This window comes from Mesorhizobium sp. HAY1-8B, assembly GCF_056868045.1.
The window spans coordinates 711,784-737,631 of the sequence record NZ_CP200321.1 but is presented as its reverse complement, the minus strand read 5'-3'; the positions used below and the strand labels follow the sequence as shown (position 1 = coordinate 737,631).

Genomic DNA, 25,848 nt, shown 5'->3' with positions numbered 1-25,848 from the left:
ATCAAGGGCCGCGGCACGGTGGCCACGTATGTTTGAAACCACGGTGCGTTGCACAGCCGTAGGCGGGCCGTTAAGGGGAAGAATGATCGAACGAGGCGGAAGGTTGGAAAGAGGCGCGCCGATGGAGCGGCAGGCATGAGTGCGCATGCACTCTATGTCACGGCCGCCTATGGCATCACGGCGGTCGTTCTGGCCGGGCTGATCGGCTGGATCCTGCTCGACCAAAGGGGGCGCAAGCGGGATCTTGCCGAACTGGAAGCAGCAGGCGTGCGGCGACGTTCCGACAAGGCGGAGGCTGAGAAGCCGTGAGCAGCGAAACCGAAACCCCGACGCGCGGGCGCCGCCTGTTCGTGCTGTTGCCGCTCCTGGTCTTTCTCGGCCTTGCCGGCCTGTTCCTGTCGCAGCTTTTGTCGGGACGCGATGTCTCGGAAGTGCCTTCGGCGCTGATCGGGATGCCGGCGCCGCAGACCAATCTGCCGGCGTTGGGGGGATCAAACCTGCCGGGACTCGATTCCAGGGCGTTCGCCGGCAAGGTCACGCTGGTCAATGTGTTTGCGTCATGGTGCGCGCCGTGCCGGGAAGAGCACCCGGTGCTTTTGGCGCTGTCGCAGGACAAGCGCTTCGTGATGACAGCGCTGAACTACAAGGACCAGCCGGAAAACGCCCGCCGGTTCCTCGGCGACCTAGGCAATCCGTTCCAGGCGATCGGCGTCGACGAAGCCGGCCGTACGGCGATCGACTGGGGCGTCTATGGCGTGCCGGAAACCTTCGTTATCGGCAAGGACGGCAAGATCGCCTACAAGCATGTCGGCCCGCTGACGGCGGAGTCGGCGCAGACGCTGCTGTTGCCGCAGATCGAGAAGGCATTAGCCGTGCCGAACTGACGGCGCGCTCTCGTCTTCGTCATCCTAGAGCGAAGCGACGCAGCGCAGACCCTAGGATCCGTGCCGAGACGTTCGCCGGGAAATGCGGCGGTACGAAACGCGCGCCTGTTAGCACGAAATCACAGACCATCCCGAAACCAGATTCGGCACCGCCGTGGTGCTCGAAAATCACGGCATGCATCCTTGGTCTGCGCGCCGCTACGCGTCGCTACGCCCAAGGATGACGAACATGATGGGCCGACCGGCTACTCAGCCGTAGATCTGCTTGTGGATCTGGTAGAGCATTTCCGAGCGGTCGGCGCGCATGTCGGCCAGATCGCGGCTGGAAAAGCTATCAATTTCAGCGACGAGGCGGTTGTAGTGCTTGCGCTTGGCGATGCTGCTGCGAGCGCGGTTCATGAGATCGAAGATCATAGCAAGGGTTCCTTCTATGCCGCATTCTGGCGGCCGGTTCTTCCTCCCTTGGTCAATACGGAACATGACATAGTAATGGTGCATTGCAAAAAGCAGATGTTGCAATGCACCATTGCACGCAGCGCATAGCCGGTTAATCGAGTCCTAAGGCGCGTCTTGGCCGCACGGTCGCGGGGCAGCGGAGCCGCATGGCAGCTTCCTCTCCGTTTTGTCATACAAATTGCGAAGGCGCCGTCTTGCCAGATCGATCGCGGGCTGGCTTGATCTGCCGTCACGTGATGCCGGGAGGAAATGCATGGCGGCCGCAGACTATTATGAAGTTCTCGATCCGCGCTTCGCGCGCCTGTTCAATGGCAGCGCGCAGGTGGAGAAGCTGTTCACCGGATGCCGCTGGGCGGAAGGGCCGGCCTGGTTCGCCGCCGGCCGCTATGTCGTCTGGTCCGACATTCCGAACAACCGCATGCTACGTTACGACGAGACGGACGGCAGCGTCAGCGTCTTCCGCCAGCCCTCGGGCAATTCCAATGGCAACACCGTCGACCGGCAGGGCCGGCTGGTCACCTGCGAGCATTCGGGCCGCCGCGTCAGCCGCACCGAGTATGACGGCTCGGTCACCACCATCGCGGCCAAGTGGAAGGGCAAGCGGCTGAATTCGCCCAACGACGCGGTGGTGAAATCCGACGGCTCGATCTGGTTCACCGACCCGACCTACGGCATCGACACCGACTATGAAGGCGACAAGGCCGAGAGCGAGATCGGCGCCTGCCACGTCTACCGGGTCGATCCCGATAGCGGGGACGTCGAGGCCGTCATCACCGACATGGTCAGGCCCAACGGGCTTGCCTTCTCGCTCGACGAGAGCCTGCTCTATGTCGTCGACACCGGCCGCACGCATGGCGCCGAGAATCCGGCGCATATGCGGGTGTTCAACGTCGGCAAGCACGGCAAGAAGGTTTCGGGCGGCAAGGTCTTCGCCGACTGCACGGCCGGCCTGTTCGACGGCTTCCGGCTCGACGCCGACGGACGCATCTGGACCAGCGCCTTTGACGGCATCCATTGCTACGATCCGGACGGCACGCTGATCGGCAAGGTCAAGGTGCCCGAGGTGACCGCCAACTGCGTGTTCGGCGGCGCCAAGCTGAACTGTCTCTACATCGCGGGCACCACCTCGCTCTATTCGGTGCGGCTGATGGTGAACGGGGCCAAGACCTATTGAGGCTGGACACTCTTCTTTGGCGGGTTTTGATGGCGCTCCTGCGCATAAAAGGGGCGCCCGCCGCGCCGAAGTTGCCGAAGCGGCCTCCATTCAGTCCGTCGGAGAGGCTTTCAAAGCAGCTTCTTGCCGGAAAGCAGAAAAACCCAAGGGGAGAGCGTCATGCCATTCGTCAACATCCGCATCGTCAAGGAAGTGATCGCCGCCGATCCGGCAGGCAAGAAGGCTGATATCGCCAAGAAAGTCACGACGGCCATCATGGATGCCACCGGGCTCGGCAATGACGATGTCTGGGTGGTTTTCGAAGAGGTCAACGCCCGCGATTGGTATGTCGGCAAGACCGATGTCGAGACCCTGCGGAAGGGTTAGGGCGGAGAGAGTGGCAACCCTCAACGTTAGAGATTGGTCGAAGCTCTCAACTTCGTCATCCTAGGGCGAAGCAGTCGCGAAGCGACGTCGCGGAAACCCTAGGATGACGACCCTATGTTTGCCTGCGAATAAAGTCCGCGAAGGCCTGCACGGCGTCGCGCATCGCCAGCACATTCGCCTCGTCAGCCAAAATAGCCGCCACCTCCGGCGGCTTCTTCCCCAACAACGCGATCTCCAACCCGTCCTCATACATCGCGAACGACATGGTCCGCATGATCTCGGCCAAGGCGGCACGCGCAAATAGCGAGCGGGGCGAGGCGTGCACTGGCATGGCCGGCTTGGCGACGGCGGCGTCGCGCGAGACCAGCCAGTCGAGCGCGTTCTTCAGCCCGCCCGGCACACCATGGGCATATTCGGGACAGGAGACGATGAGGCCGTCGGCGCCAGTGACGGCGTCGATCAACCTGGAGGCTTCGGACGGCGTGCGCTCGCCCTCATCGTCCGGATTGAAGATCGGCAAGCGGCCGAGCCCATCATGGACAGTGACACGGCAGCCAGGCGGCGCGTTGCGCGCCAATGCCGCGAGCAAGGCCGAATTGGTGGAGGCCGCCCGCAGGCTGCCGGAGATGGCAAGGATGTTCAGCACAGTCGGCGAGGCCAGTTCGGACGAATCGCTGGGAAACCTACCACATGGTCTGCTTGTAATCGTCGTCGAGCCAGCGGTCGGTCGCCTCGGCCGAATCGGCGAGCGCCAGCTGATCGCGCAGGATCTGGCCGAGTGTCGGCAGAGTGGCACGGTCGTACCAGCTCTCCGGCTTCCACAGATCGGAGCGCATGAAGGCCTTGGCGCAATGCATGTAGGCAGCCTTGACGGCGACGACGATGACGCTTTGCGGCTCCTTGCCGTCGACGGCCAGGCGCTCGCGCAGATTTGCATCGACGGTGATGCGGGCATCGCCGTTGACGCGCAGCGTCTCGTTCATGCCGGGGATGAGGAAGAGCAGTCCGACCGAGGGATTGCGCAGGATGTTCTCCAGCGTATCCAGCCGGTTGTTGCCTGGCCGGTCGGGAATGGCGATGGTGCGGTCGTCGAGAATGGCGGCGAAGCCTGGCTTGTCGCCCTTCGGCGTCACGTCGGCATTGCCGGCGCCGTCGGACGAACCGATCAGCACGAAGGGGCTCTTGCCGATGAAGGAACGGCAATGGCCGTCGAGCGCCTTCAGTTCCTTGCGGATCGAGCCGTCGGTCGGGCGCGGCGTCTTGTAGATCGTCCGAAGCTCTTCACGCGTGGTGACGAATTCCATGGCTCTCCCCCTTTTTGTTTTGACGCAATTCCCTAGGGAGAGCGCTACGCGCCTTTCCTGGAATTGCTCTACTTGCAGGTCCTACTTGCCTGCCTTCTCTTCCCCGCTCGCCTTGTCGTCCAGGGAATGGCGCAGGATCAGCGGCATCTGGCTGAAGGTGAACAAAAGCGTGATCGGCATGATGCCCCAGACCTTGAAGGTAACCCAGGCATCGGTGGAGAAATTGCGCCACACCACTTCGTTGACGACGGCCAGGAACAGGAAGAACAGGCCCCAGCGGAACGTGAGTTTTTTCCAGCCTTCGGCATCCAGCTTGAAGGCTGAATCGAAGACATAGCCGAGCAGCGACCTGCCGAAGAACAGGCCTCCGAGCAGCACGCCGCCGAACAGCGTGTTGACGATGGTCGGCTTCATCTTGATGAAGATGTCGTCCTGCAGATAGAGCGTCAGCGCGCCGAAGATGAAGACGACGACGCCCGAAACCATCGGCATGATCGGCAAGGTGCGCGTCAGCAGCCATGAGGCGATCAGCGCGATGGCCGTGGCGGCCATGAACAGGCCGGTGGCGACGAAGATCGGGCCGCCGAATTCGCCCAGGACCGGGAATTTCTGCACCAGCCATTCGCCGCGCGCATTGGCGAAGAAGAAGACCAGCAGCGGCCCAAGCTCCAGCACCAGCTTGAGCAGGGGATTGACGCCTTCCTTCTTCTCTTTCTGCGGGTCGGACGGATCGCGTTCGAGAATGGGTGGGTTCATGATCTTCCTTCTTACGCACGATCCCGTTCAAAGGGATCATGCCGTTACGCCACTCCAGCGATCGCCCTGGCGAATTCGCTTGCCGAGAAAGGCTCGAGGTCGTCGACCTGTTCGCCGACGCCGATGAAATAGACAGGCAATTTGTGCTTTGCCGCGATCGCCACCAGAATACCGCCGCGCGCCGTGCCGTCCAGCTTGGTCATCACCAGGCCGTTGACGCCGGCGATGTTGCGGAAGATCTCGACCTGGTTGAGCGCGTTCTGGCCGGTGGTGGCGTCGACCGTCTGCAGCACCGTGTGCGGCGCTTCCGGATCGAGCTTGCCGAGCACGCGGACGATCTTTTCCAGTTCCGCCATCAGCTCGGTCTTGTTCTGCAGCCGGCCGGCGGTGTCGATGATCAGCACGTCGGAGCCCGCCTCTTTCGCCTTTTCGAAAGCGTCATAGGCGAGGCCGGCGGCATCGGCGCCGATCTTGGAGGCGATGACAGGCGACTTCGTGCGCTCGCCCCAGATCTTCAATTGTTCGATCGCGGCGGCGCGAAAGGTGTCGCCGGCGGCGAGCATCACCGAGAGGCCGCCATCCGTCAGTTTTGCCGCCAGCTTGCCGATGGTGGTGGTCTTGCCAGTGCCGTTGACGCCGACCACCAGGATGACATGCGGCCTGTGCGAGAGGTCGAGTTCCAGCGGCCGGGCGACGGGGGTCAGCACCTTCTCCACCTCGGCCGCCATGACGGTGCGCACGTCCGTATCGGAGACGTCCTTGCCATAGCGGCTGGCGGCCAGCGCGTCGGTGATGCGAAGCGCGGTCTCCATGCCAAGGTCGGCGCGGATCAGCACATCCTCCAGGTCCTGCAGCGTTTCCTCGTCCAGCTTGCGCTTGGTGAAGACGCCGGCAATGTTGCCGGTGAGTTCGCGCGACGAACGGGCCAGCCCGTCCCGCATGCGCTGGAACCAGGAGCGCCGCAGCGCCGGCTCCGGCGCCTTCACCGGCTCGGCCTTCTGCTCGACCTTTTTGGCGACGGTCACCTTGCCGGGGGCGGGTTTCGGCTCCGGCAAGGGTGGGGCCGGTGGCGGGATGGGCTGCGGCTCGGGCGCGATCTCGGCAATAACGGGCTGCGGCGCGACCGGCGCGGGTGCAGCTTCGGGCGGCGTGCGTCGACCCTCCCCATCGAGGGGAGGGTGAGAAGCTTCTTCCTTCTCCCCGTCACTATACGGGGAGAAGGTGCCGGCAGGCGGATGAGGGGCGGCGCTGACCTCGGAAGTCGGCTGCGTAGAAGGCACGGCCGGTGGCGGCACTTCGACCGGCGCGGGTTGTTCGGCTGGAACCTCGGCGGGTGGGGCCGGCACTTCGATCGGTGCTGGTTCCGGCTGCCGTTCCGGACGCGGCGGCGCAATCTCCGGCTCAGCGGGAGCAGGGACTTCTTGCGGCTGCGGTTCGGGGGCGGGCTCCGGAGCAGGCGGGGGAAGCGGAATTTCCTCGGGTGGCGGCGGCTCGACAGGCTTTTCAGGCGCGGGTTCTTCTTCCGGCGCGGGCTCCTGCCGCGGTTCCGGTTCCGATGGAACAGTCGGCTCAGGCACCGGTGGGATGGTCGGAACCGGTTCGACAGGCGCCGGTTCCGGCTGCAGTGCTACAACAGGCTCGACCGCTGGTGCCGGCACCACCTCCGCCTCGGGCTGCGGCTCGTCGCGCTTCAAGAACTCCGGAACGACCTGTTCGGCTGCCGGTTTCAGCGCATCGAGCTGGTCCCATTTGATCGGGGGCAGCGGGGCGGTCTCGTCGATCCGCTCCTCGACAACCTCTTTCTTGCCGAACGAAAATATCTTCTTGAAAAAACCAGCCATGCTTTTTGCGTTTCTCAGGCGGCGCGGGCGGCAAGCGGGGCTGCGATCAGCCGGATACCATCGTGGCCAGTAATTGTCGCTTCGACGATCTCGCCCGGCGCGCCGGTGCCGAGTGCGGCAAGCGTGAAGCCTTCGGTGCGGCCAAGGCCGTCACGCTCGATCAGGATCGATTGCCGGGTTCCCGCAAGCGATGACAAATGGCGCCGGTAGGCAGCTTCGCCGGTGGCGCGCAGCCGGGCGGCGCGCTGCTTGACCACCTCGCGGCGCAGTTGCGGCATGCGCGCGGCGGGCGTGCCTTCGCGCGGGCTGAACGGGAAGACGTGAAGGTGGGTCAGACCGCATTCCTCGACGATTTTTATCGAGTTCTCGAACATGGCGTCGGTCTCGGTCGGGAATCCGGCGATGATGTCGGCGCCGAAGACGATCGCAGGGCGCAATTTGCGCACATCCTCGCAGAAACGGATCGAATGGTCGCGCAGATGCCTGCGTTTCATGCGCTTCAGGATCATGTCGTCGCCCGACTGCAGCGACAGATGCAGATGCGGCATCAGCCTGGATTCGGTGGCGATGGCTTCGAGCAATTCCTCGTCGGCCTCGATCGAATCGATCGAGGATAGCCGCAGGCGCTTCACGTCGGGCACCTGCCTGAGAATGGTCTTCACCAGTCTGCCAAGCTTGGGCGAGCCCGGCAGGTCAGCGCCGAAGCTGGTCATGTCGACACCGGTCAGCACGATCTCGGCATAGCCGTTGCCGGCGAGCCGCTTGACCTGTTCGACCACGGCGCCCATCGGCACCGAGCGCGAATTGCCGCGACCGTAAGGAATGATGCAGAAGGTGCAACGGTGGTCGCAGCCATTCTGCACCTGGACGAAGGCGCGGGCGCGGCCCTCGATGGCGTCGACCATATGGCCGGCGGTCTCGCGCACAGAGAATATGTCGTTGACGCGGGCCTTCTCGGTGTCGTTGACGCCGAAATCGGGCAGCGCGCGGTAGGAATGCGCCTTGAGCTTCTCTTCATTGCCAAGCACGAGATCGACCTCGTCCATGGCGGCGAATTTTTCCGGCTCGGTCTGCGCGGCGCAGCCGGTGACGATGATGCGTGCCCCAGGGTTGTCGCGGCGCGCCTTGCGGATCGCCTGTTTGGCCTGGCGCACCGCCTCGCCGGTGACGGCGCACGTGTTGAAGATGACAGCGCCGCCATCCAGCGCGCCGAGACCGGCGCTCTCGGCCTCGCGCCGCATCACTTCGGATTCATAGGTGTTCAGCCGGCAGCCGAAGGTCACCACATCAATGCGGCTGGGGGCCTCGGAAAGGGAGCCGTGGACGTCAGGGCTCCTGGACAGAGCAACCGACATCAGGCCGCGCTTTCGGTGTCACGGGCCCAGGTGCCGGTCGAGGGATCGAAGCTGCCGGAAAATTCCCATTCGGCCGCACCCGTCAGGATGACGTGGTCATCGTCGCGCCATTCGACATGCAGCGTGCCGCCACCGGGGGTCAACAGGCTGACGCTGCGTCCAGTCCGCTTGGTGCGCGCTGCTGCCACCGCCGCGGCGCAGGCCGCCGAGCCGCAGGCCTTGGTCAGGCCGGCGCCGCGCTCCCAGGTGCGGATGGTCATGCTCTCGGGAGACGTGACCTGGGCAATGGTGATGTTGGCGCGCTCGGGGAAGATCGGGTGGTTCTCGAGCAGCGGGCCAAAGCGGTCAAGCTCATAGGACCAGACGTCGCGGTCGACCCAGAAGATGGCGTGCGGATTGCCCATCGAGACGGCCGAAGGCGAATGCAGCACGGGCGCGTCGATCGGGCCGATCTGCAATTCGATCATGCGGGTGTCGCGGAACTCCTCGGCGAGCGGAATCTCCTGCCAGCCGAAGCGCGGCGTGCCCATGTCGACCGAGATCGTGCCGTCGGCATGTTCCCTGGCGTTGAGGATGCCGGCACGGGTCTCGAAGGTAAATGTCTTCTGGCCGGTCTCGGCGGCAAGCGCCCGGACGACGCAGCGCATGCCGTTGCCGCAGGCCTGCGCACTGGTGCCGTCCGAATTCAGGATGTCGACATAGTAGGCCGTGCCCGGTGTCTTGGCGTCATGGATGGCCATGATCTGGTCGAAGCGGGTCGCGGCATCGGCGTTCAGCGCAAGGGCGGCCGTCGCCGTCACCTGATCGGCACGGCCGCGCATATCGGCAACGATGATCTCGTTGCCGATGCCGTTCATCTTGGCGAAGGGGGCGGTGCCTGCCATTCTTCCGGTCATTCCGTGTCCATTTGGCGCTATATGGCGGAAACGGGCGGGAATTACCAGTGCGCAGGCGTGTTCAGTCACGGCGAAGACGCCGGGATTAGGTCACGGCAAAGATGCCAAGCACGACCAGCAGGAAGATGACGAGAACGATGCCGATGAGGATGCGCGCGCCTGTGGCGGCGGCTCCGGCCAGCGCCGGCATGCCGAGCAGGCTCGCCGCCGCGGCGATGATCAGGAGAATGATGATCCATTTGATCATGGGAATGCCTCGCGAACCGACACATTTCGAAACCGCATGAAGAACGCGGCTGTCGTGCCTAGGTTCCCGCGAGCCGCGAAGCCGGCTCCCGGTTCAGGGCGCGACGGTCTTGGGCACGTCCCAGACCTCGCCCGGCCGCAAGGCGCGAAAGTGTTCCTGCGGCAGGCCCTCGGCGTCAAGCGCCTCGGCAAGTTTGCGGACCGGCTCGTCCATCGGTTCGTCGGTGAGCTGGAAGGTGCCCCAGTGGCAGCCGGCGGCGAAGGCGGCATCGCACAGCTTCATGCCTTGCACCGCTTCCTCCGGGTTCTGGTGCTGCGGCGCCATGAACCAGCGCGGCGCGTAGGCGCCGATCGGCAGGATGGCGAAGCGGAAGCCGCCATGTTTCGCCGCCATCAGCCGGTAGTTGATGCCGTCGTGGAAGCCGGTGTCGCCGGCGAAATAGATCTTGCCGCCCGGCGTCTCGATGACGAAGCCGGCCCACAGTGCCATGCGCCGGTCACGCGCGCCGCGTGCCGACCAGTGATGCGCCGGCTCGATGTGGACGAAAACGCCGTCACCGAGATCGATCCTGCCGCCCCAGTCATATGCCGAAAGACGCATGCCGGGAACCGCCTCGCCGATGAGGACATCGTTGCCGAGCGGGGTGACCACCATCGGATCGTGGCCGGCCTTGAGCTGCTTCAGCGTGGCGAGGTCGAGATGGTCGTAGTGATTGTGGCTGACCAGGACGAGGTCGATCGGCGGCAAGTCGGCGAAGGCGATGCCCGGCGGATTGACGCGTCTTGGCCCGGCGAAGGAAAACGGCGAGGCGCGTTGCGACCAGACCGGATCGGTGAGTATGTTCAGCCCGGCGGTCTGGATCAGCAGTGTGGAGTGACCGACCATGGTCACCGTGAGCTCGGCACCCTCGACCTTCCCGGCTGGCCTAGCCTGCGGAAAGGGGTTCGCACTGGTCGCGGGCCATTTCGCGCGCTGGCCATTGAACTGCCATTTCAGCAGATCCACGAAGCGGCCGGGCATCCGGCCGCCCGGGTTGAAGAACAGGGTGCCATCGAAATGGTCGCTGGGCGGACCGCTGTAATAGCGGTTGGCGGCTTTCTTTCTCGCGGCCAAGGTGTGCTCCCGCGTTTCGGTCCCTAGACATAGGTCCTGCGTCGGTCGGCGCAAGCGCCGAATGGCGAAGGCGCAAGCCTTGCAGGCTGGGATTGCGGAGGCCGGGCAGCAAGCCGGCCAGTCCATCCTGATTGCGATAAATTTGCAACAAATCTTGCTACAAACCCTATTTTAACCATATCGGGTTGAAATTTCGCCACCTTCTCCATCTTGGTGGAGGTGAGAGATTGCGCGGACGGCGTCCCCCCAGCCGGATCCGACGGAGGTTGGAATGAATTTTTCGAAAAGCGGCCTGGCGGCCGTATCGCTGGCGGCGCTCGTTGCGAGTGGCTGCTCAACCTCACGGTTCTCGTCGATGGACGACCAGCAGCCGGCGCCACTGCAGCCAGCGCCGGCTGGCCAGGTGACCTCCAACCAGCTGCCGCCGCCAGCCTCGCCCGGCACCACCGACCCGTCGCAGTTCCCGACCGCTCCGGCGAACACGCAGGTCGCGTCCTTGCCGCCGGACGGCTCGGCACCCGCCGGTGCCTCGGATCTCAGCGCGGCAAGCGTCGCCGGCGTCTGGAACGCCAGCGTTTCCGGCCAGAGCTGCAAGATCGCGACGCCGCAGACCAAGTTCGGCGCCGGCTTCCGCGCCGGGCCGCTGCACTGCCCGGCGCCGATCGATGGCATCAAGTCGTGGAATGTCGCCGGCAAGCAGCTGACGCTTTATGATGAGAATGGCGGTTCGCTGGCGCGGCTCTATTCCTCGGGCGGCTCGAAATTCGACGGCCAGACTTCCAACGGGCAGCCGATTTCGCTTACAAGGTAAGCTGGATATGCCGATATTCAGGCGATGCCGGCCTGCGGACGGCGGCTTCTCGAAAGCCGACATTCTCGGCTCGGCCTGACCTGAATCTCAACACACCTAGTCCTCCCCGGACTGAACAACGACGTGACCGATGCATCTGCGTGACGGCCTCCAGACCCATGCGACCGTCAGGCAGCGCTACGACCATCTGGTGGAAACCGGCGCGATCGAGCGCGATCCGGCGCAAGAGCGCATCGCCGCCGCGCTCGACCGGCTGACATCGGAAATCTCGGCAAAACGGCTGGCGCACAAATCCAGTGCGCTGGGCTGGCTGTTTGCCCGCAAGCGCGAGACGCGTGAGATCGTCAAGGGCCTCTACATCCATGGTGGTGTCGGCCGCGGCAAGACCATGCTGATGGACATGTTCTTCGAGCTGCTGCCGGTCCGGCGCAAGCGTCGCGTCCACTTCAACGACTTCATGGCCGACGTGCAGGACCGCATCCAGAAGCACCGGCAGGCGCGCAAGAATGGCGACGTCAAGGAAGACGATCCGATCCCACCCGTGGCAAAAGCCCTGGCCGAGCAGGCCTGGGTGCTGTGCTTCGACGAGTTTTCCGTCACCGACATCGCCGACGCGATGATCCTGTCCAGGCTGTTTTCGGCGCTGTTTGCCAATGGCGTGGTGCTGATCGCCACCTCGAACGTGGCGCCGGAGGATCTTTACCGCGACGGGCTCAACCGCCAGCTGTTCCTGCCGTTCATCGGCATTCTGGAACGGCACGCGCAGGTGCTGTCGCTCGACAGCGACAAGGATTACCGGCTGGAAAAGCTCGCCCGGACGCCGGTCTATGTCACGCCGGCCGACGCGGAAGCCGACCGCGCGCTCGACGAGGCCTGGCAGGCGATGACGCGCGGCGCGCCGACAGCCGCGACGTCGCTGACGCTGAAGGGCCGGCAAGTCGTGGTGCCGGCTGCCGCCGGCGACGCGGCGCGGTTTGCCTTCGCCGACCTCTGCGAAAAACCCCTCGGCGCGCGCGATTTCCTGGCCATCGCCGGACGCTTCTCGACGGTCTTCATCGATCACGTTCCGGTTCTGGGCGAGGGCAAGCGCAACGAGGCCAAGCGCTTCATCCTGTTGATCGACACGCTCTACGACCATCATGTGCGCCTGGTGGCGAGCGCCGAGGCGCCGCCGCAAGAGCTCTATGTGGCCAAGCGCGGCGTCGAGGTGTTCGAGTTCGAGCGCACCGCGTCACGCCTGATCGAGATGCAGAGTCGCGACTGGCTGGAAGACTGGGCGGAGCGGCGGAAAGAGAAGGCGGCCCCGGAAGCGTCGCGCGCGCAGGCGTAAGGAGACGGTTTCCAGAAGGCCGCGATCCTTCGCGCCCCTCTGTCCCGCCGAGGTTCACATCCTCGGCGGCCCGCATCACAAGGGCGTCATCGCCTCTTCAAGCCTTCTGATTGTCATCCTAATTGTGTAATCTCAGGCAAGTCGGCTTACAAACTTTGACGCTTACGTAAATCCCAAACCATCTAACCGATTGAAAACGCTCACTCCAAAATAATCGATTGAATTTATCTTGTACCGGGGCTATTGGGTGCGGCGAAATCTCGCGGGTTTCCGCAGCATTCCGGCCTCTTCCTCGGCACCGTCATCAAGTCGTCAAAGATTTCGGCGCAGTCACAGACAAAGGGAAAACATCCTCACATGGCACGCAACAAGATAGCGCTTATCGGCTCGGGTATGATCGGCGGCACGCTCGCCCACATGATCGGCCTCAAGGACCTCGGAGACGTAGTGCTGTTCGATATTGCCGAGGGCATTCCGCAAGGCAAGGGTCTCGATATCGCGCAGTCGTCGCCGGTCGATGGTTTTGACTCCCGGCTGACCGGCGTGAACGACTATGCCGGCATCGAGGGCGCGGATGTCTGCATCGTCACCGCGGGCGTGCCGCGCAAGCCGGGCATGAGCCGCGACGACCTGCTGGGCATCAATCTCAAGGTCATGGAACAGGTCGGCGCAGGTCTCAAGAAGTACGCGCCGAAGGCCTTCGTCATCTGCATCACCAACCCGCTCGATGCCATGGTGTGGGCCCTGCAGAAGTTCTCGGGCCTGCCCAAGACCCATGTCGTGGGCATGGCCGGCGTGCTCGACAGCGCGCGCTTCCGCTATTTCCTGGCCGAGGAGTTCAAGGTTTCAGTCGAGGACGTCACCGCCTTCGTGCTCGGCGGCCACGGCGATTCCATGGTGCCGATGATCCGCTATTCGACGGTCTCGGGCATTCCGCTGCCCGACCTCGTCAAGATGGGCTGGACCTCGAAGGAAAAGCTCGACCAGATCGTGCAGCGCACCCGCGACGGCGGCGCCGAGATCGTCGGCCTGCTCAAGACCGGCTCGGCCTATTACGCGCCGGCCGCTTCGGCGATCCAGATGGCCGAAGCCTATCTCAAGGACAAGAAGCGCGTGCTGCCTTGCGCGGCGCACCTCTCCGGCCAGTATGGCGTCAAGGGTACCTATGTCGGCGTGCCCGTGGTGATCGGTGCCGGCGGCGTCGAGCGCATCATCGAGATCGACCTCAACAAGGCCGAGCAGAAGATGTTCGAAAGCTCGGTGGCGACGGTGCAGGGCCTGACCGAGGCCTGCGTCAAGATCGCGCCGCAACTCGCTTCGAAGTGAACCCCGCCAAAAACAACCCCGGCAAAGACCTGGAGATAGTTCCCGATGAACATCCATGAATATCAGGGCAAGGCGCTGCTGAAGAGCTTTGGCGCGCCGGTGGCCGAAGGCGTGCCGGTGTTCAAGGCAAGCGAGGCCGAAGCCGCCGCCAAGGCGCTGCCCGGTCCGCTCTATGTGGTGAAGAGCCAGATCCATGCCGGCGGCCGCGGCAAGGGCAAATTCAAAGAGCTCGGCCCGGATGCCAAGGGGGGCGTGCGGTTGGCAAAATCGGTCGCCGAAGTCGTCGCCAACGCCAACGAGATGCTCGGCCACACGCTGGTGACCAAGCAGACCGGCCCGGCCGGCAAGCAGGTCAACCGCCTCTATATCGAGGACGGCGCCGACATCGAGCGCGAGCTTTATCTTTCGATCCTGGTCGACCGTTCGGTCGGCCGCATCGCCTTCGTCGTCTCGACCGAAGGCGGCATGGACATCGAGGCGGTCGCCCATGACACGCCGGAAAAGATCATCACCGTCGCCATCGACCCTGAAAAGGGCGTCACGGCCGATGATGTGAAGAAACTCAACGCGGCCCTCAAGCTCGACGGCGACGCGGCCAAGGACGGCGGCACGCTGTTCCCGATCCTCTACAAGGCCTTTGTCGAGAAGGACATGAGCCTGCTCGAGGTCAACCCGCTGATCGTCATGAAGAATGGCCGGCTGCGCGTGCTCGACGCCAAGGTGTCGTTCGACAACAACGCGCTGTTCCGCCACCCGGACGTGCTCGAATTGCGCGACACGACCGAAGAGGACGAGAAGGAAATCGAGGCGTCGAAATACGACCTCGCCTATGTCGCGCTCGACGGCAATATCGGCTGCATGGTCAACGGCGCCGGCCTTGCCATGGCGACGATGGACATCATCAAGCTCTATGGCGCCGAACCCGCCAACTTCCTCGACGTCGGCGGCGGCGCGTCCAAGGAGAAGGTGACGGCGGCGTTCAAGATCATCACCAAGGATCCGGCGGTCAAGGGTATCCTGATCAACATCTTCGGCGGCATCATGAAGTGCGACATCATTGCCGAGGGCGTCATCGCCGCGGTCAAGGAAGTCGGCCTCGAGGTTCCGCTGGTGGTGCGCCTGGAAGGCACCAATGCCGAGCTCGGCAAGAAGATCATCAACGACAGCGGCCTGAACGTGGTGTCGGCCGACGATCTCGATGACGCAGCCAAGAAGATCGTGGCGGCGGTGAAGGGCTGAGCGGATGCCTCCGCGCAAGATAAACCTGGTCGAGGCGGCGGACGCGAAGATCACCGCGGTGTTCGATCCGCATATCGCCGGCGACGTGAATGACAGCCAGGCGAAGGTCGCCAAGTTCGGCGAGGTTTTCGACTGGCACGCGCATGAGCATGAGGACGAAGCCTTCCTCGTGCTGCGCGGGCGCATTGCCATCGATTTCCGCGACGGTCCGGTCGAGCTTGGCGAGGGCGATTTCATCGTCGTGCCGCGTGGCGTCGAGCACCGGCCGCGTTCGCTGACCCAGGAGCCCGTGGTGCTGATGTTCGAGCCGGCGACGACGCTCAACACCGGCAATGCCAAGAGCGACCTTACCGTCACCGACCTGAAGCGGCTCTGACCGATGAACGCGGCTTCCTTCTCCTCGCTCTCGGCCGATCACCAGCGCCTGCAGGCGCTGGTCGGCGCGTGGCGTGGCGAGGAAGAGGTGGCGGACACACAATGGGCCGATGGCGGCCCGGCGACGTCGGAAGTGCTGGCGGAGGCACAGTTCGGCGGCCTGTTCGTGGTGCAGCGCTATCGCCAGCGCCGCGACGGCACGATTTCCTTCGGTTCGCACAACGTCTTCGGCTTCGACCAGCAGAACAGCGTCGTCACCATGCATCAGTTCGATTCTATGGGCTTCGTGCCGGCCTCGCCGGCCACGGGCACATGGAACGGTGGCGAGCTCAATCTGGAGCGGTCATCACCGCGTGGTTCGGCGCGCGTGACGTATATTCTTGACGATGCCGACACCTACCGCATGCGATTGCATTTCAAACCCGCCGGCAGCGATGCATGGCAAGACATGGTGAGCGGCGTCTACAAGCGCGTCTCGCCTTCCTCGATCAACGGTTTTTAGAAAAGGGCTCCGATGTCCATTCTCGTCGACAAGAACACCAAGGTGCTGGTGCAGGGCCTGACCGGCAAGACCGGCACGTTCCATACCGAACAGGCGCTGGCCTATCACGGCACCAAGATGGTGGGGGGCATCCATCCCAAGAAGGGCGGCGAGACCTGGACCGGGTCGAAGGGCGAAAGCCTGCCGATCTTCGCCACCGTCGCCGAAGGCAAGGAAAAGACCGGCGCCAACGCTTCGGTCATCTATGTGCCGCCGGCGGGCGCCGGCGCAGCGATCCTGGAGGCGATCGAGGCGGAAATCCCGCTGATCATCTGCATCACCGAGGGCATTCCGGTGATGGACATGGTCAAGGTCAAGGCGCGGCTCGACCGCTCGACCTCGAGGCTGATCGGACCGAACTGCCCGGGCGTGCTTACCCCTGACGAATGCAAGATCGGCATCATGCCCGGAAACATCTTCCGCAAGGGTTCGGTCGGCGTTGTTTCGCGCTCGGGAACACTTACCTATGAGGCCGTGTTCCAGACCACCAATGTCGGCCTCGGCCAGACCACCGCCGTCGGCATTGGCGGCGATCCCGTCAAGGGCACCGAGTTCATCGACGTGCTCGAGATGTTCCTCGCCGACGACGAGACCAAGTCGATCATCATGATCGGCGAGATCGGCGGTTCGGCCGAGGAAGACGCCGCGCAGTTCCTCAAGGACGAAGCCAAGCGTGGCCGCAAGAAGCCGATGGCCGGCTTCATCGCCGGGCGCACGGCGCCGGCAGGCCGCACCATGGGCCATGCGGGCGCGGTCATCTCCGGCGGCAAAGGCGGCGCCGAGGACAAGATCGCGGCAATGGAATCGGCCGGTATCAAGGTCTCGCCGTCACCGGCGCGGCTTGGCACGACGCTGGTTGAAGCCATCAAGGGCTGAATCTGGCGCCGGTTGTGGAATGAGGGCCAACGACGGTTCGTTGGCTTTTGAGGGGACAAGAAGGGCGGGTGAACCGCCCACTATCGCGGCCCTGCCGCAAACGCAAGGAGACGGAGCGCTGCTCCGCTGAAACGACATGGCAAGACAAGATCAGGCCAACGACCAATTTTCGCTCACCTCATTCCTTTATGGCGGCAACGCCGATTACATCGACGCGCTCTATGCCGCCTACGAGGACGATCCCGCCTCGGTCAATCCCGAATGGCAGGAGTTCTTCGCTGGCCTGAAGGACGATGCCGGCGATGTACGCAAGAACGCCAAGGGCGCCTCCTGGGCCAAGCCCTCCTGGCCGCTGCAGGCCAATGGCGAGCTGGTGTCGGCGCTCGACGGCAATTGGGGCATTGTCGAGAAGCATCTGGAAAAGAAGGTCAAGGACAAGGCGGTCACCAACGGCGCCGTTCTTTCCGACGCCGACGTGCACCAGGCGACGCGCGATTCGGTGCGCGCCATCATGATGATCCGCGCCTACCGCATGCGCGGCCATCTGCACGCCAATCTCGATCCGCTCGGCATCGCCAAGCCGCTCGAGGACTACAATGAATTGTCGCCCGAGAATTACGGCTTCGTCGAAGCCGACTACGACCGGCCGATCTTCCTCGACAATGTGCTGGGGCTCGAATTCGGCACCATCCGGCAGATGCTGGAGATCCTGACCCGCACCTATTGCTCGACGCTGGGCGTCGAATTCATGCACATCTCGGACCCCGAGGAGAAGGCCTGGATCCAGGCACGCATCGAGGGCGCCGACAAGGAAATCTCCTTCACCACCACCGGCAAGAAGGCGATCCTGCAGAAGCTCGTCGAGGCGGAAGGCTTCGAGCAGTTCATCGACGTCAAGTACAAGGGCACCAAGCGCTTCGGCCTGGACGGCGGCGAAGCGCTGATCCCGGCGCTGGAGCAGATCGTCAAGCGCGGCGGCCAGCTCGGCATGAAGGAGATCGTGCTCGGCATGGCCCATCGCGGCCGCCTGAACGTGCTCTCCCAGGTGATGGCGAAGCCTCACCGCGCTATCTTCCATGAGTTCAAGGGCGGCTCGGCCGCACCCGACGAGGTGGAAGGCTCGGGCGACGTGAAGTACCATCTCGGCGCCTCGTCGGACCGTGAGTTCGACGGCAACAAGGTCCACCTGTCGCTGACGGCCAACCCGTCCCATCTGGAAATCGTCGACCCGGTGGTGATGGGCAAGGCGCGCGCCAAGCAGGATTACCTGTTCGGCCGCGGCCGCGAGGAGATCGTGCCGCTGGAGGAGCGCGCCAAGGTGCTGCCGCTGCTCCTGCATGGCGACGCCGCCTTCGCCGGCCAGGGCGTGATCGCCGAAATCCTCGGCCTGTCGGGCCTGCGCGGCCACCGCGTCGCCGGCACGCTGCATTTCATCATCAACAACCAGATCGGCTTCACCACCAATCCGCGCTTCTCGCGCTCGTCGCCCTATCCGTCCGACGTCGCCAAGATGATCGAGGCGCCGATCTTCCACGTCAATGGCGACGACCCCGAAGCCGTGGTCCACGCCACCAAGGTGGCGATTGAATTCCGCATGAAGTTCCACAAGCCGGTGGTCGTGGACATGTTCTGCTACCGCCGCTTTGGCCACAATGAGGGCGACGAACCGGCCTTCACCCAGCCGATCATGTACCGCAACATCCGCACCCACAAGACGACGGTGCAGATCTATGGCGACCGGCTGATCGCCGAGGGCCACCTCACCCAGGCCGAGCTCGACCAGATGAAGGCCGACTGGCGCGCGCATCTGGAATCCGAGTGGGAAGTCGGCCAGCACTACAAGCCCAACAAGGCCGACTGGCTGGATGGCGCCTGGTCCGGCCTGCGCACGGCCGACAACCAGGACGAACAAAGGCGCGGCAAGACCGCCGTGCCGGTCAAGACGCTGAAGGAAATCGGCAAGAAGCTGACCGAGGTGCCGAAGGGCTTCGAGGCGCACAAGACCATCATCCGCTTCCTCGAAAACCGCCGCGAGGCGATCGAGTCCGGCGAAGGCATCGACTGGTCGACGGCCGAGGCGCTGGCTTTCGGCGCCATCCTGCTCGACGGCAATCCGATCCGCTTGTCGGGGCAGGATTCCGAGCGCGGCACCTTCTCGCAGCGCCATTCCGTGCTCTACGACCAGCGCGACGAGACCCGCTACATCCCGCTCAACAATCTGTCGGCGGCGCAGGCCGGCTACGAAGTCATCAACTCGATGCTGTCGGAAGAGGCGGTGCTGGGCTTCGAATATGGCTACAGCCTGGCCGAGCCGAAGGCGCTGACCTTGTGGGAAGCGCAGTTCGGCGACTTCGCCAACGGCGCCCAGGTGGTGTTCGACCAGTTCATCTCGTCGGGCGAGCGCAAGTGGCTCAGAATGTCGGGCCTCGTCTGCCTGCTGCCGCATGGCTATGAAGGCCAGGGCCCGGAACATTCGTCCGCCAGGCTGGAACGCTTCCTGCAGCTTTGCGCCGAAGACAACATGCAAGTGGCCAACTGCACGACGCCGGCCAACTACTTCCACATCCTGCGCCGTCAGCTGAAGCGCGACTTCCGCAAGCCGCTGATCCTGATGACGCCGAAGTCGCTGCTGCGCCACAAGCGGGCGGTGTCGACGCTGCCGGAAATCTCGGGCGAAAGCTCGTTCCACCGGCTGTTGTGGGACGACGCGCAGCTGTTGCCCAACCAGGCGATCAAGCTCACAAAGGATTCCAAGATCCGCCGTGTCGTGCTGTGCTCGGGCAAGGTCTATTACGACCTCTACGAGGAGCGCGAGAAGCGCGGCATCAACGACATCTATTTGCTGCGCGTCGAACAGCTCTATCCGTTCCCGGCCAAGGCGCTGATCACCGAATTGTCGCGTTTCCGCAACGCCGAGATGGTATGGTGCCAGGAGGAGCCCAAGAACATGGGCGCCTGGTCGTTCATCGACCCGTACCTGGAATGGGTGCTGGCGCATATCGACGCCAAGCATCAGCGGGTTCGCTACACCGGCCGCCCGGCAGCCGCGTCGCCGGCGACCGGCTTGATGTCCAAGCACCTAGCCCAGCTCGCCGCCTTGCTCGAAGACGCGCTCGGCGAATAGAGCAGAATTGGGCAAATAAAGAACAGAACCGACAAGAACGGACAGGCACAATGGCTACCGAAATCCGCGTTCCCACTCTCGGCGAATCCGTCACCGAGGCGACCATCGGCAAATGGTTCAAGAAGGTCGGCGATGCCATTGCCGTCGACGAACCGCTGGTCGAGCTCGAAACCGACAAGGTGACGGTGGAGGTTCCGGCCGCGGCCGCGGGCATCCTTTCGGAGATCGCGGTCAAGGAAGGTGAAACGGTTGGCGTCGGCGCGCTTCTGGGGTCGATCTCGGCCGGCGGTGCCGCCGCCGCACCCGCGACCAAGTCGCAGGCGGTGTCTCAGGCCTCGTCGCCGGATGCGGCGTCGACCACCAAGCAGGCCGCGGCCGAGACCGCCAAGATCGCCGGCGATGCCGGCGCGGTCGAGCCGCGCTCGATGCCGCCGGCGCCGGCCGCCGCAAAACTGATCGCCGAGAACAATCTGTCGGTCGACCAGCTTGCCGGCTCGGGCAAGCGCGGCCAGGTGCTGAAGGGCGATGTGCTCGACGCCATCTCAAAGGGCGCGCCGTCACAGCCGGCCGAGACGCCAAAGGCGGCGCCGGCGCCGATCGCGGTGCGTGCGCCATCCTCGGGCGACGATGCCTCGCGCGAAGAGCGCGTGCGCATGACCAAATTGCGCCAGACCATCGCGCGGCGGCTCAAGGAAGCGCAGTCGACCGCCGCCATGCTCACCACCTTCAACGAGGTCGACATGTCGGCGGTGATGGCGCTGCGGACCAAGTACAAGGACGTGTTCGAGAAGAAGCACGGCGTGAAGCTCGGCTTCATGGGCTTCTTCACCAAGGCCGTCACCCACGCGCTGAAGGAAATCCCGGCGGTCAATGCCGAGATCGACGGCACCGACATCATCTACAAGAATTTTGCCCATGTCGGCGTCGCTGTCGGTACCGAGAAGGGCCTCGTCGTGCCGGTCGTGCGCGATGCCGACCAGATGTCCATCGCCGAAATCGAGAAGGAAATCGGCCGGCTGGGTATCGCCGCGCGCGACGGCAAGCTGTCGGTCGCCGACATGCAGGGCGGCACCTTCACCATCTCCAATGGCGGCGTCTATGGCTCGCTGATGTCGACGCCGATCCTCAATGCGCCGCAGTCGGGCATTCTGGGCATGCACAAGATCCAGGACCGGCCTGTCGTGGTCGGCGGCCAGATCGTCATCCGGCCGATGATGTATCTGGCGCTGAGCTACGATCACCGCATCGTCGACGGCAAGGAAGCCGTGACCTTCCTGGTGCGCGTCAAGGAAAGCCTCGAAGATCCGGAACGGCTGGTGCTCGATCTCTAGGATTGGTGCTGATCCGGAGTTTGCACTGCAAGCCGGAGGAAGGGATCTGCGCAGCAGGATGACGACTCCAAGGAGCGTTTTGATCTCGACCATCGTGGGCGGCATGGCGCTGGCGGCGGCCAACGCGCATGCTGCCTGCCCCATCGAACTCGCCGTCTACGGCGACCCTCAAAGCGGTAGCGAAATAGACTTCACGCCAACCGGCACCTCGGCCACCGTCACCAATACATTCCGCATGATCCTCGACAACAATGTGGTGCTGAACGGCATCGTCATGTGGAACGAAGGTGTTTCCAGGCCGAACGGCGCGCTGATGTACAAATGCCCGGAAGGCGACACCACCGGCGATGAACTCGCCGCCTGTACCCCCTGGCACGGCGTCATCTATACGTCGGACGACAAGGGCAGCATCGGGCTCTTGCCGGCGGAAGGCGTCGAGGCACCGAAGACGCTGATCCTGCCGGATCTCGGTCCGATGCTGCATCAGTCCACCGCCTATGGCGGCAGCGGATTTTCGAAAGTGCCGTCGGATATGTTCACGCTGAAGGGGTGCCAGGAATGAACGAGGCGCAAAAGGTGCTGCTGGTCACCGGCGGCAGTCGCGGCATCGGCGCCGCCGTCTGCCGGCTCGGGGCGGAGGCCGGTTATCGCCTGGCGGTCAACTATGCCTCGAACCAGGCTGCCGCCGATGCGCTGGTCGGCGACATCAAGGCCGCCGGCGGCGACGCTTTTTCGGTCAAGGGCGATGTCGGCAGCGAGGCCGATATCCTGGCCATCTTCGACGCGGTGGACCGCACCTGGGGCAGGCTCGATGCTTTCGTCAACAATGCGGGCATCGTCGACGCCAAGGCGCGCGTCGACGAAATGAGCGCGGCACGGCTTGAACGCATGATGCGCATCAATGTCGTTGGTTCCATCCTGTGCGCCCGCGAGGCGGTCAAGCGCCTGTCGACCCGCCATGGCGGCAAGGGCGGAGCGATCGTCAATATCTCGTCGGCCGCGGCGGTGCTGGGCGCGCCGGACAATTATGTCGACTATGCCGCCTCCAAGGGCGCCATCGACACGTTCACCGTCGGGCTCGCCCGCGAGGTGGCGCTGGAAGGCATCCGCGTCAACGCGGTGCGGCCGGGCATCATCGACACCGACATCCACGCCTCCGGCGGACAGCCGGACCGGGTGGCGCTGATCCAGGACTCGCTGCCGATGAAAAGAGCCGGCACCGCCGATGAAGTCGCCGCTGCTGTTCTCTATCTTCTATCCGACGCCGCATCCTATACGACAGGCGCGATCCTGAATGTCAGCGGCGGCCGCTGAGCGCCAAGCAAAGGGAAACAAACATGGCTTATGACGTCGTTATCATCGGATCGGGACCCGGCGGCTATGTCTGCGCCATCAAGGCGGCGCAGCTTGGGCTGAAGGTCGCGGTGGTCGAGAAGAACGCCACCTTCGGCGGCACCTGCCTCAACATCGGCTGCATCCCGTCCAAGGCGCTGCTTTATGCCTCCGAAATGTTCGCCGAGGCCGGCCATTCCTTCGATACGCTCGGTGTCGAGATCGCGGCACCCAAGCTCAACCTCAAGAAGATGATGGCGCACAAGGATGCGACTGTGTCGTCCAACGTCAACGGCGTCGCCTTCCTGTTCAAGAAGAACAAGATCGACAGCTTTCGAGGCACCGGCAAGGTGGTCGCGGCCGGCAAGGTGTCGGTGACTGGCGAGGACGGCAAGGTCGAGGACATCGAGACCGGGAACATCGTCATCGCCACCGGTTCGGACGTCGCCGGCATTCCCGGCGTCAAGGTCGATTTCGACGAGAAGGTGATCGTGTCGTCGACGGGCGCGCTGTCGCTGGACAAGGTTCCCGGCCATCTGGTGGTGGTCGGCGGCGGCGTCATCGGGCTCGAGCTCGGCTCGGTGTGGGCGCGGCTCGGCGCCAAGGTTACCGTGGTCGAGTTCCTCGACACGATCCTCGGCGGCATGGACGGCGAGGTGTCCAAGCAGTTCCAGCGGCTGCTCTCCAAGCAAGGCTTCGAGTTCAAGCTCGGCGCCAAGGTCACCGGCGTCGCCAAGGCCAAGAAAGGTGCGACCGTCACCTTCGAGCCGGTGAAGGGTGGCGCCACCGAGACCATCGCTGCCGACGTTGTGCTGATCGCCACCGGCCGCCGCGCCTTTTCGGACAGTCTCGGGCTGAAGGAAGCGGGCGTCGAGGTCGACGAGCGTGGCCGCGTCAAGACCGACGGGCATCTCAAGACCAACGTGCCTGGTATCTATGCCATCGGCGATGTCATCGCCGGGCCGATGCTGGCGCACAAGGCCGAGGACGAGGGCGTGGCGGTGGCCGAAACCATTGCCGGCCAGGCTGGCCATGTGAACTATGAGGTCATTCCGAGCGTCGTCTACACCAGCCCTGAAATCGCCTCGGTCGGCAAGACCGAGGAAGAACTGAAGAAGGCCGGCATCGACTACAAGGTCGGCAAATTCCCGTTCAGCGCCAATGGCCGGGCACGCGCCATGCTGCACACCGACGGCTTCGTGAAGATCCTCGCCGACAAGGCCAGCGACCGCGTGCTCGGCGTGCATATCGTCGGCTTCGGTGCCGGCGAGATGATCCACGAGGCGGCGGTGCTGATGGAGTTCGGCGGCTCATCGGAGGATCTTGCCCGCACCTGCCATGCGCATCCGACGATGTCGGAAGCGGTGAAGGAAGCGGCGTTGGCCACCTTCTTCAAGCCGATCCATATCTAGGGGGCACCCAATGCTTCGTCATCCTGTGGCGGAGCAAGGAACGGAGCGACGCGGCGTAGACCATAGGATCCATGCCGTGACTTCAGAGCCCCCAACGGCCATGAATTCTGCTCCGCGGCGACCTGGTCGAGGTCGCGGCATGGATCCTCGGGTCAAGCCCGAGGATGACGACCGGGCGAAACGACGGTCATCGCTCAAAACAAAACGGCCCGCTTTTCAGCGGGCCGTTCGTATCTGGTATCGAGCCGATCAGTTGGCCGGAGCAGGCGCCGGGGCGGGTGCAGGCGCTGGTGCCGGAGCAGGCGCGGGTGCAGGAGCCGGAGCGGGTGCAGGAGCGGGCGCAGGTTCGGCTGGCTTCATCGGTTCAGCCGGCGCGGGTGCCGGAGCCGGTGTGCTCGCCGCCGGCGGCTCGGCGGGTGCCGGATGCTCGCCGCTTCTGCCGAAAACGTAATACGCGACAATCGCCAGGATAACGACGACCAGCGCAATCAGCCAGGGGCTGCCGCCCCCGCCGCTTGGCCTGGGAGTGTCGTTCGATGGATTCGCCATAAAAGTGTCCTCCGTGGATGAAAATGATCAATCAACAGCCATCAACGCGCAACCGTTGAATGGGTTTCACGCTAGGGAAGGAAAGCGCCGAAAACGCGGCGTTAGGACCCCCCGCTGCCGTCCGACTCAATTGACGGCGGTGACAGTATAGCCGGCTTTGCGGAAATCCTCGACCAGTCCCTGCGGACCAGGAAGGTGCAGCGCGCCGACCGCCATGAAGGCGTTGCCCTTGGCCAGGATCGGCTCGGCGTGATCGATCATCACCTTGTTGCGGCTGGTGATCATGGTTTCCTCGAAGGCCGCATAGCCGGCCGCGTCGTTCTGCTCTTCGGGCATGGCGGCGCGGAACAGCGGCCAGAACATGCCGGTTTCGCCGCGCTGGTAGAGCAGGATCATGGTCTCGTTGATGTCGTTGACCTTGTCGCCGAGCTTCAGCGTGTCGACGAGGCCCTTCATGTGAAAGGCGAGCGGCAGCGAGGCCATGGCGCGCAGCTGGCTCTCGGCCGTTTCCAACCCTTCCACCGGCTTGCCGGCGGCCTTGGCGCCCTCGGCCAGCTTGACGTCGAGCACCGGGGCGCCGCCGGACTGGCGGGCGAGTTCGCAGGCCGGAAGCGCCATCATGGCCGAAAGCATCCACGGCTTCATCTTGGCGACCGTTGCCGGCGGAATGCCGCGCGCATCGAGCGCGGCATTCATGGCCGCCGCTTCGTCCGGCGACAGCAAGGACGACAGCGTCGTGGAGTCGGTGAACATCATCAGGTCCGGCTCCTTGAGCATCGCCGTCATCATCTTCTGCTTGTCGAGCACGTCGGTGGTTTCGATGATGAGGGTGCCGGCGGCGTCAAAGGCTTTCTGCGCGTTCGGCGGCAGCGTGGTGACGCGCGGGTCGGTCATGTGCATGGTGCCGAACAGGTAGGATGGCTGTTCGCCTGGTTTTTCCAGCTTCCACAACAGGCCCTTGCCATTGAGCGTCGCGGCGGCTTCCGCCTCGATCTTGCTGTAGGTGGCAGGGCTGCTCTTCTGCAGGGCCGAGACCATGTCGGCGCCGGTGCAGGTCGGGATTTCCGCATGCGCCCTGCCGGCCGCGAACAACAGCACGGCAAGGAAGGACAGGAAAAACAGCACGTTGAGCGCGACAAGCAGCTTCAGCGACATGGAAGCTGCACGGTCAGCGATGGCAATGATACGTCTCATGCCCTTCTTCTAAGGA

The 25,848-nt window shown here is 64.1% G+C and carries 26 protein-coding genes; 16 read left to right on the top strand and 10 right to left on the bottom strand.

Annotated elements, in window-relative coordinates:
* The first annotated feature begins 135 nt into the window (after nucleotides 1-135).
* Both ccmD and AC1VON_RS03680 read left to right on the top strand, forming a co-directional pair.
* On the top strand, nucleotides 136-309 hold the full coding sequence (gene ccmD, locus AC1VON_RS03685) for a heme exporter protein CcmD (protein ID WP_172347884.1): 174 nt from the start codon (nucleotides 136-138) through the stop codon (nucleotides 307-309).
* On the top strand, nucleotides 306-884 hold the full coding sequence (locus AC1VON_RS03680; protein WP_483120428.1) for a DsbE family thiol:disulfide interchange protein: 579 nt from the start codon (nucleotides 306-308) through the stop codon (nucleotides 882-884). The genes ccmD and AC1VON_RS03680 overlap by 4 nt, the downstream gene beginning before the upstream one ends.
* A gap of 249 nt (nucleotides 885-1,133) precedes the next feature.
* Here the strand turns inward: AC1VON_RS03680 and AC1VON_RS03675 are convergent, their stop codons facing one another.
* A complete protein-coding gene (locus AC1VON_RS03675; RefSeq protein WP_081850415.1) occupies nucleotides 1,134-1,298 on the bottom strand; it encodes a hypothetical protein in 165 nt (54 codons plus the stop codon).
* Between the two features lie 295 nt (nucleotides 1,299-1,593).
* On the opposite strand from AC1VON_RS03675, the gene AC1VON_RS03670 reads away from it, so the two are divergent.
* Together AC1VON_RS03670 and AC1VON_RS03665 are read left to right on the top strand one after the other, a co-directional pair.
* Nucleotides 1,594-2,514 carry an SMP-30/gluconolactonase/LRE family protein gene (locus AC1VON_RS03670; RefSeq protein ID WP_483120427.1) on the top strand — a complete coding sequence of 307 codons (921 nt, stop codon included), beginning with the start codon at nucleotides 1,594-1,596 and terminating at the stop codon, nucleotides 2,512-2,514.
* A gap of 159 nt (nucleotides 2,515-2,673) precedes the next feature.
* Complete coding sequence (locus AC1VON_RS03665) at nucleotides 2,674-2,880, top strand: tautomerase family protein (RefSeq protein ID WP_483120426.1); 207 nt, start codon at nucleotides 2,674-2,676, stop codon at nucleotides 2,878-2,880.
* Nucleotides 2,881-2,992: 112 nt separating this feature from the next.
* Here the strand turns inward: AC1VON_RS03665 and AC1VON_RS03660 are convergent, their stop codons facing one another.
* From AC1VON_RS03660 to AC1VON_RS03625, 8 genes are all read right to left on the bottom strand, one after another.
* Nucleotides 2,993-3,526, bottom strand: coding sequence for an NADPH-dependent FMN reductase (locus tag AC1VON_RS03660; protein WP_483120425.1), 534 nt, complete (start codon nucleotides 3,524-3,526; stop codon nucleotides 2,993-2,995).
* Between the two features lie 37 nt (nucleotides 3,527-3,563).
* Nucleotides 3,564-4,184 carry a pyridoxamine 5'-phosphate oxidase family protein gene (locus tag AC1VON_RS03655; protein WP_172347888.1) on the bottom strand — a complete coding sequence of 207 codons (621 nt, stop codon included), beginning with the start codon at nucleotides 4,182-4,184 and terminating at the stop codon, nucleotides 3,564-3,566.
* 81 nt (nucleotides 4,185-4,265) lie between these two features.
* Nucleotides 4,266-4,940 carry a septation protein A gene (locus tag AC1VON_RS03650; protein ID WP_140776098.1) on the bottom strand — a complete coding sequence of 225 codons (675 nt, stop codon included), beginning with the start codon at nucleotides 4,938-4,940 and terminating at the stop codon, nucleotides 4,266-4,268.
* Between the two features lie 44 nt (nucleotides 4,941-4,984).
* A complete protein-coding gene (gene ftsY, locus AC1VON_RS03645; RefSeq protein WP_483120424.1) occupies nucleotides 4,985-6,781 on the bottom strand; it encodes a signal recognition particle-docking protein FtsY in 1,797 nt (598 codons plus the stop codon).
* A gap of 14 nt (nucleotides 6,782-6,795) precedes the next feature.
* Entirely contained in the window at nucleotides 6,796-8,136 is a 1,341-nt protein-coding gene (gene mtaB, locus AC1VON_RS03640) for a tRNA (N(6)-L-threonylcarbamoyladenosine(37)-C(2))-methylthiotransferase MtaB (protein ID WP_483120423.1), read from the bottom strand.
* Nucleotides 8,136-9,020: a diaminopimelate epimerase gene (gene dapF, locus AC1VON_RS03635; RefSeq protein WP_483126266.1), complete on the bottom strand. Its 885-nt coding sequence runs from the start codon at nucleotides 9,018-9,020 to the stop codon at nucleotides 8,136-8,138. Before dapF ends, mtaB begins: the two co-directional genes overlap by 1 nt.
* A gap of 97 nt (nucleotides 9,021-9,117) precedes the next feature.
* Nucleotides 9,118-9,279 (bottom strand): DUF1328 family protein, encoded by a 162-nt coding sequence (locus tag AC1VON_RS03630; protein WP_032932257.1) that lies wholly within the window; start codon nucleotides 9,277-9,279, stop codon nucleotides 9,118-9,120.
* 93 nt (nucleotides 9,280-9,372) lie between these two features.
* Nucleotides 9,373-10,392 carry an MBL fold metallo-hydrolase gene (locus AC1VON_RS03625; protein ID WP_483120422.1) on the bottom strand — a complete coding sequence of 340 codons (1,020 nt, stop codon included), beginning with the start codon at nucleotides 10,390-10,392 and terminating at the stop codon, nucleotides 9,373-9,375.
* Between the two features lie 271 nt (nucleotides 10,393-10,663).
* On the opposite strand from AC1VON_RS03625, the gene AC1VON_RS03620 reads away from it, so the two are divergent.
* The 12 genes from AC1VON_RS03620 (at nucleotide 10,664) to lpdA (ending at nucleotide 24,089) form a co-directional block, all read left to right on the top strand.
* Nucleotides 10,664-11,203 (top strand): protease inhibitor Inh/omp19 family protein, encoded by a 540-nt coding sequence (locus AC1VON_RS03620; protein ID WP_172347891.1) that lies wholly within the window; start codon nucleotides 10,664-10,666, stop codon nucleotides 11,201-11,203.
* A gap of 130 nt (nucleotides 11,204-11,333) precedes the next feature.
* On the top strand, nucleotides 11,334-12,533 hold the full coding sequence (gene zapE, locus AC1VON_RS03615) for a cell division protein ZapE (protein ID WP_483120421.1): 1,200 nt from the start codon (nucleotides 11,334-11,336) through the stop codon (nucleotides 12,531-12,533).
* Between the two features lie 357 nt (nucleotides 12,534-12,890).
* Nucleotides 12,891-13,859, top strand: a complete 969-nt coding sequence (gene mdh, locus AC1VON_RS03610; RefSeq protein WP_056574603.1) for a malate dehydrogenase — start codon at nucleotides 12,891-12,893, stop codon at nucleotides 13,857-13,859.
* 45 nt (nucleotides 13,860-13,904) lie between these two features.
* Nucleotides 13,905-15,098 carry an ADP-forming succinate--CoA ligase subunit beta gene (gene sucC / locus AC1VON_RS03605; protein ID WP_483120420.1) on the top strand — a complete coding sequence of 398 codons (1,194 nt, stop codon included), beginning with the start codon at nucleotides 13,905-13,907 and terminating at the stop codon, nucleotides 15,096-15,098.
* A 4-nt stretch (nucleotides 15,099-15,102) separates the two neighbouring features.
* Nucleotides 15,103-15,474 (top strand): cupin domain-containing protein, encoded by a 372-nt coding sequence (locus AC1VON_RS03600; protein ID WP_172347894.1) that lies wholly within the window; start codon nucleotides 15,103-15,105, stop codon nucleotides 15,472-15,474.
* 3 nt (nucleotides 15,475-15,477) lie between these two features.
* A complete protein-coding gene (locus AC1VON_RS03595; RefSeq protein ID WP_483120419.1) occupies nucleotides 15,478-15,975 on the top strand; it encodes a DUF1579 family protein in 498 nt (165 codons plus the stop codon).
* 12 nt (nucleotides 15,976-15,987) lie between these two features.
* Nucleotides 15,988-16,890, top strand: coding sequence for a succinate--CoA ligase subunit alpha (gene sucD, locus AC1VON_RS03590; protein ID WP_172347896.1), 903 nt, complete (start codon nucleotides 15,988-15,990; stop codon nucleotides 16,888-16,890).
* A 136-nt stretch (nucleotides 16,891-17,026) separates the two neighbouring features.
* Nucleotides 17,027-20,014, top strand: a complete 2,988-nt coding sequence (locus AC1VON_RS03585) for a 2-oxoglutarate dehydrogenase E1 component (RefSeq protein ID WP_483120418.1) — start codon at nucleotides 17,027-17,029, stop codon at nucleotides 20,012-20,014.
* A 50-nt stretch (nucleotides 20,015-20,064) separates the two neighbouring features.
* On the top strand, nucleotides 20,065-21,345 hold the full coding sequence (odhB, locus tag AC1VON_RS03580) for a 2-oxoglutarate dehydrogenase complex dihydrolipoyllysine-residue succinyltransferase (protein ID WP_483120417.1): 1,281 nt from the start codon (nucleotides 20,065-20,067) through the stop codon (nucleotides 21,343-21,345).
* A 58-nt stretch (nucleotides 21,346-21,403) separates the two neighbouring features.
* Complete coding sequence (locus AC1VON_RS03575) at nucleotides 21,404-21,907, top strand: hypothetical protein (protein WP_483120416.1); 504 nt, start codon at nucleotides 21,404-21,406, stop codon at nucleotides 21,905-21,907.
* Nucleotides 21,904-22,659, top strand: coding sequence for an SDR family oxidoreductase (locus AC1VON_RS03570; RefSeq protein WP_483120415.1), 756 nt, complete (start codon nucleotides 21,904-21,906; stop codon nucleotides 22,657-22,659). Before AC1VON_RS03575 ends, AC1VON_RS03570 begins: the two co-directional genes overlap by 4 nt.
* 23 nt (nucleotides 22,660-22,682) lie before the next feature.
* A complete protein-coding gene (gene lpdA / locus AC1VON_RS03565; protein ID WP_483120414.1) occupies nucleotides 22,683-24,089 on the top strand; it encodes a dihydrolipoyl dehydrogenase in 1,407 nt (468 codons plus the stop codon).
* 675 nt (nucleotides 24,090-24,764) lie between these two features.
* On the opposite strand, the gene AC1VON_RS03560 is transcribed toward lpdA, so the two are convergent.
* A complete protein-coding gene (locus tag AC1VON_RS03560; protein ID WP_483120413.1) occupies nucleotides 24,765-25,832 on the bottom strand; it encodes a TraB/GumN family protein in 1,068 nt (355 codons plus the stop codon).
* Nucleotides 25,833-25,848 lie beyond the last annotated feature (16 nt).

What these genes read in the sequence shown, in the direction of transcription:
- ccmD (WP_172347884.1), top strand. Translation starts at nt 136, where the DNA reads ATGAGTGCGCATGCACTCTATGTCACGGCCGCCTATGGCATCACGGCG.
- AC1VON_RS03675 (WP_081850415.1), bottom strand. Translation starts at nt 1,298, where the DNA reads ATGATCTTCGATCTCATGAACCGCGCTCGCAGCAGCATCGCCAAGCGC.
- AC1VON_RS03670 (WP_483120427.1), top strand. Translation starts at nt 1,594, where the DNA reads ATGGCGGCCGCAGACTATTATGAAGTTCTCGATCCGCGCTTCGCGCGC.
- AC1VON_RS03665 (WP_483120426.1), top strand. Translation starts at nt 2,674, where the DNA reads ATGCCATTCGTCAACATCCGCATCGTCAAGGAAGTGATCGCCGCCGAT.
- AC1VON_RS03655 (WP_172347888.1), bottom strand. Translation starts at nt 4,184, where the DNA reads ATGGAATTCGTCACCACGCGTGAAGAGCTTCGGACGATCTACAAGACG.
- AC1VON_RS03650 (WP_140776098.1), bottom strand. Translation starts at nt 4,940, where the DNA reads ATGAACCCACCCATTCTCGAACGCGATCCGTCCGACCCGCAGAAAGAG.
- ftsY (WP_483120424.1), bottom strand. Translation starts at nt 6,781, where the DNA reads ATGGCTGGTTTTTTCAAGAAGATATTTTCGTTCGGCAAGAAAGAGGTT.
- mtaB (WP_483120423.1), bottom strand. Translation starts at nt 8,136, where the DNA reads ATGTCGGTTGCTCTGTCCAGGAGCCCTGACGTCCACGGCTCCCTTTCC.
- dapF (WP_483126266.1), bottom strand. Translation starts at nt 9,020, where the DNA reads ATGGCAGGCACCGCCCCCTTCGCCAAGATGAACGGCATCGGCAACGAG.
- AC1VON_RS03630 (WP_032932257.1), bottom strand. Translation starts at nt 9,279, where the DNA reads ATGATCAAATGGATCATCATTCTCCTGATCATCGCCGCGGCGGCGAGC.
- AC1VON_RS03620 (WP_172347891.1), top strand. Translation starts at nt 10,664, where the DNA reads ATGAATTTTTCGAAAAGCGGCCTGGCGGCCGTATCGCTGGCGGCGCTC.
- zapE (WP_483120421.1), top strand. Translation starts at nt 11,334, where the DNA reads ATGCATCTGCGTGACGGCCTCCAGACCCATGCGACCGTCAGGCAGCGC.
- mdh (WP_056574603.1), top strand. Translation starts at nt 12,891, where the DNA reads ATGGCACGCAACAAGATAGCGCTTATCGGCTCGGGTATGATCGGCGGC.
- sucC (WP_483120420.1), top strand. Translation starts at nt 13,905, where the DNA reads ATGAACATCCATGAATATCAGGGCAAGGCGCTGCTGAAGAGCTTTGGC.
- AC1VON_RS03600 (WP_172347894.1), top strand. Translation starts at nt 15,103, where the DNA reads ATGCCTCCGCGCAAGATAAACCTGGTCGAGGCGGCGGACGCGAAGATC.
- AC1VON_RS03595 (WP_483120419.1), top strand. Translation starts at nt 15,478, where the DNA reads ATGAACGCGGCTTCCTTCTCCTCGCTCTCGGCCGATCACCAGCGCCTG.
- sucD (WP_172347896.1), top strand. Translation starts at nt 15,988, where the DNA reads ATGTCCATTCTCGTCGACAAGAACACCAAGGTGCTGGTGCAGGGCCTG.
- AC1VON_RS03585 (WP_483120418.1), top strand. Translation starts at nt 17,027, where the DNA reads ATGGCAAGACAAGATCAGGCCAACGACCAATTTTCGCTCACCTCATTC.
- odhB (WP_483120417.1), top strand. Translation starts at nt 20,065, where the DNA reads ATGGCTACCGAAATCCGCGTTCCCACTCTCGGCGAATCCGTCACCGAG.
- AC1VON_RS03575 (WP_483120416.1), top strand. Translation starts at nt 21,404, where the DNA reads ATGACGACTCCAAGGAGCGTTTTGATCTCGACCATCGTGGGCGGCATG.
- AC1VON_RS03570 (WP_483120415.1), top strand. Translation starts at nt 21,904, where the DNA reads ATGAACGAGGCGCAAAAGGTGCTGCTGGTCACCGGCGGCAGTCGCGGC.
- lpdA (WP_483120414.1), top strand. Translation starts at nt 22,683, where the DNA reads ATGGCTTATGACGTCGTTATCATCGGATCGGGACCCGGCGGCTATGTC.
- AC1VON_RS03560 (WP_483120413.1), bottom strand. Translation starts at nt 25,832, where the DNA reads ATGAGACGTATCATTGCCATCGCTGACCGTGCAGCTTCCATGTCGCTG.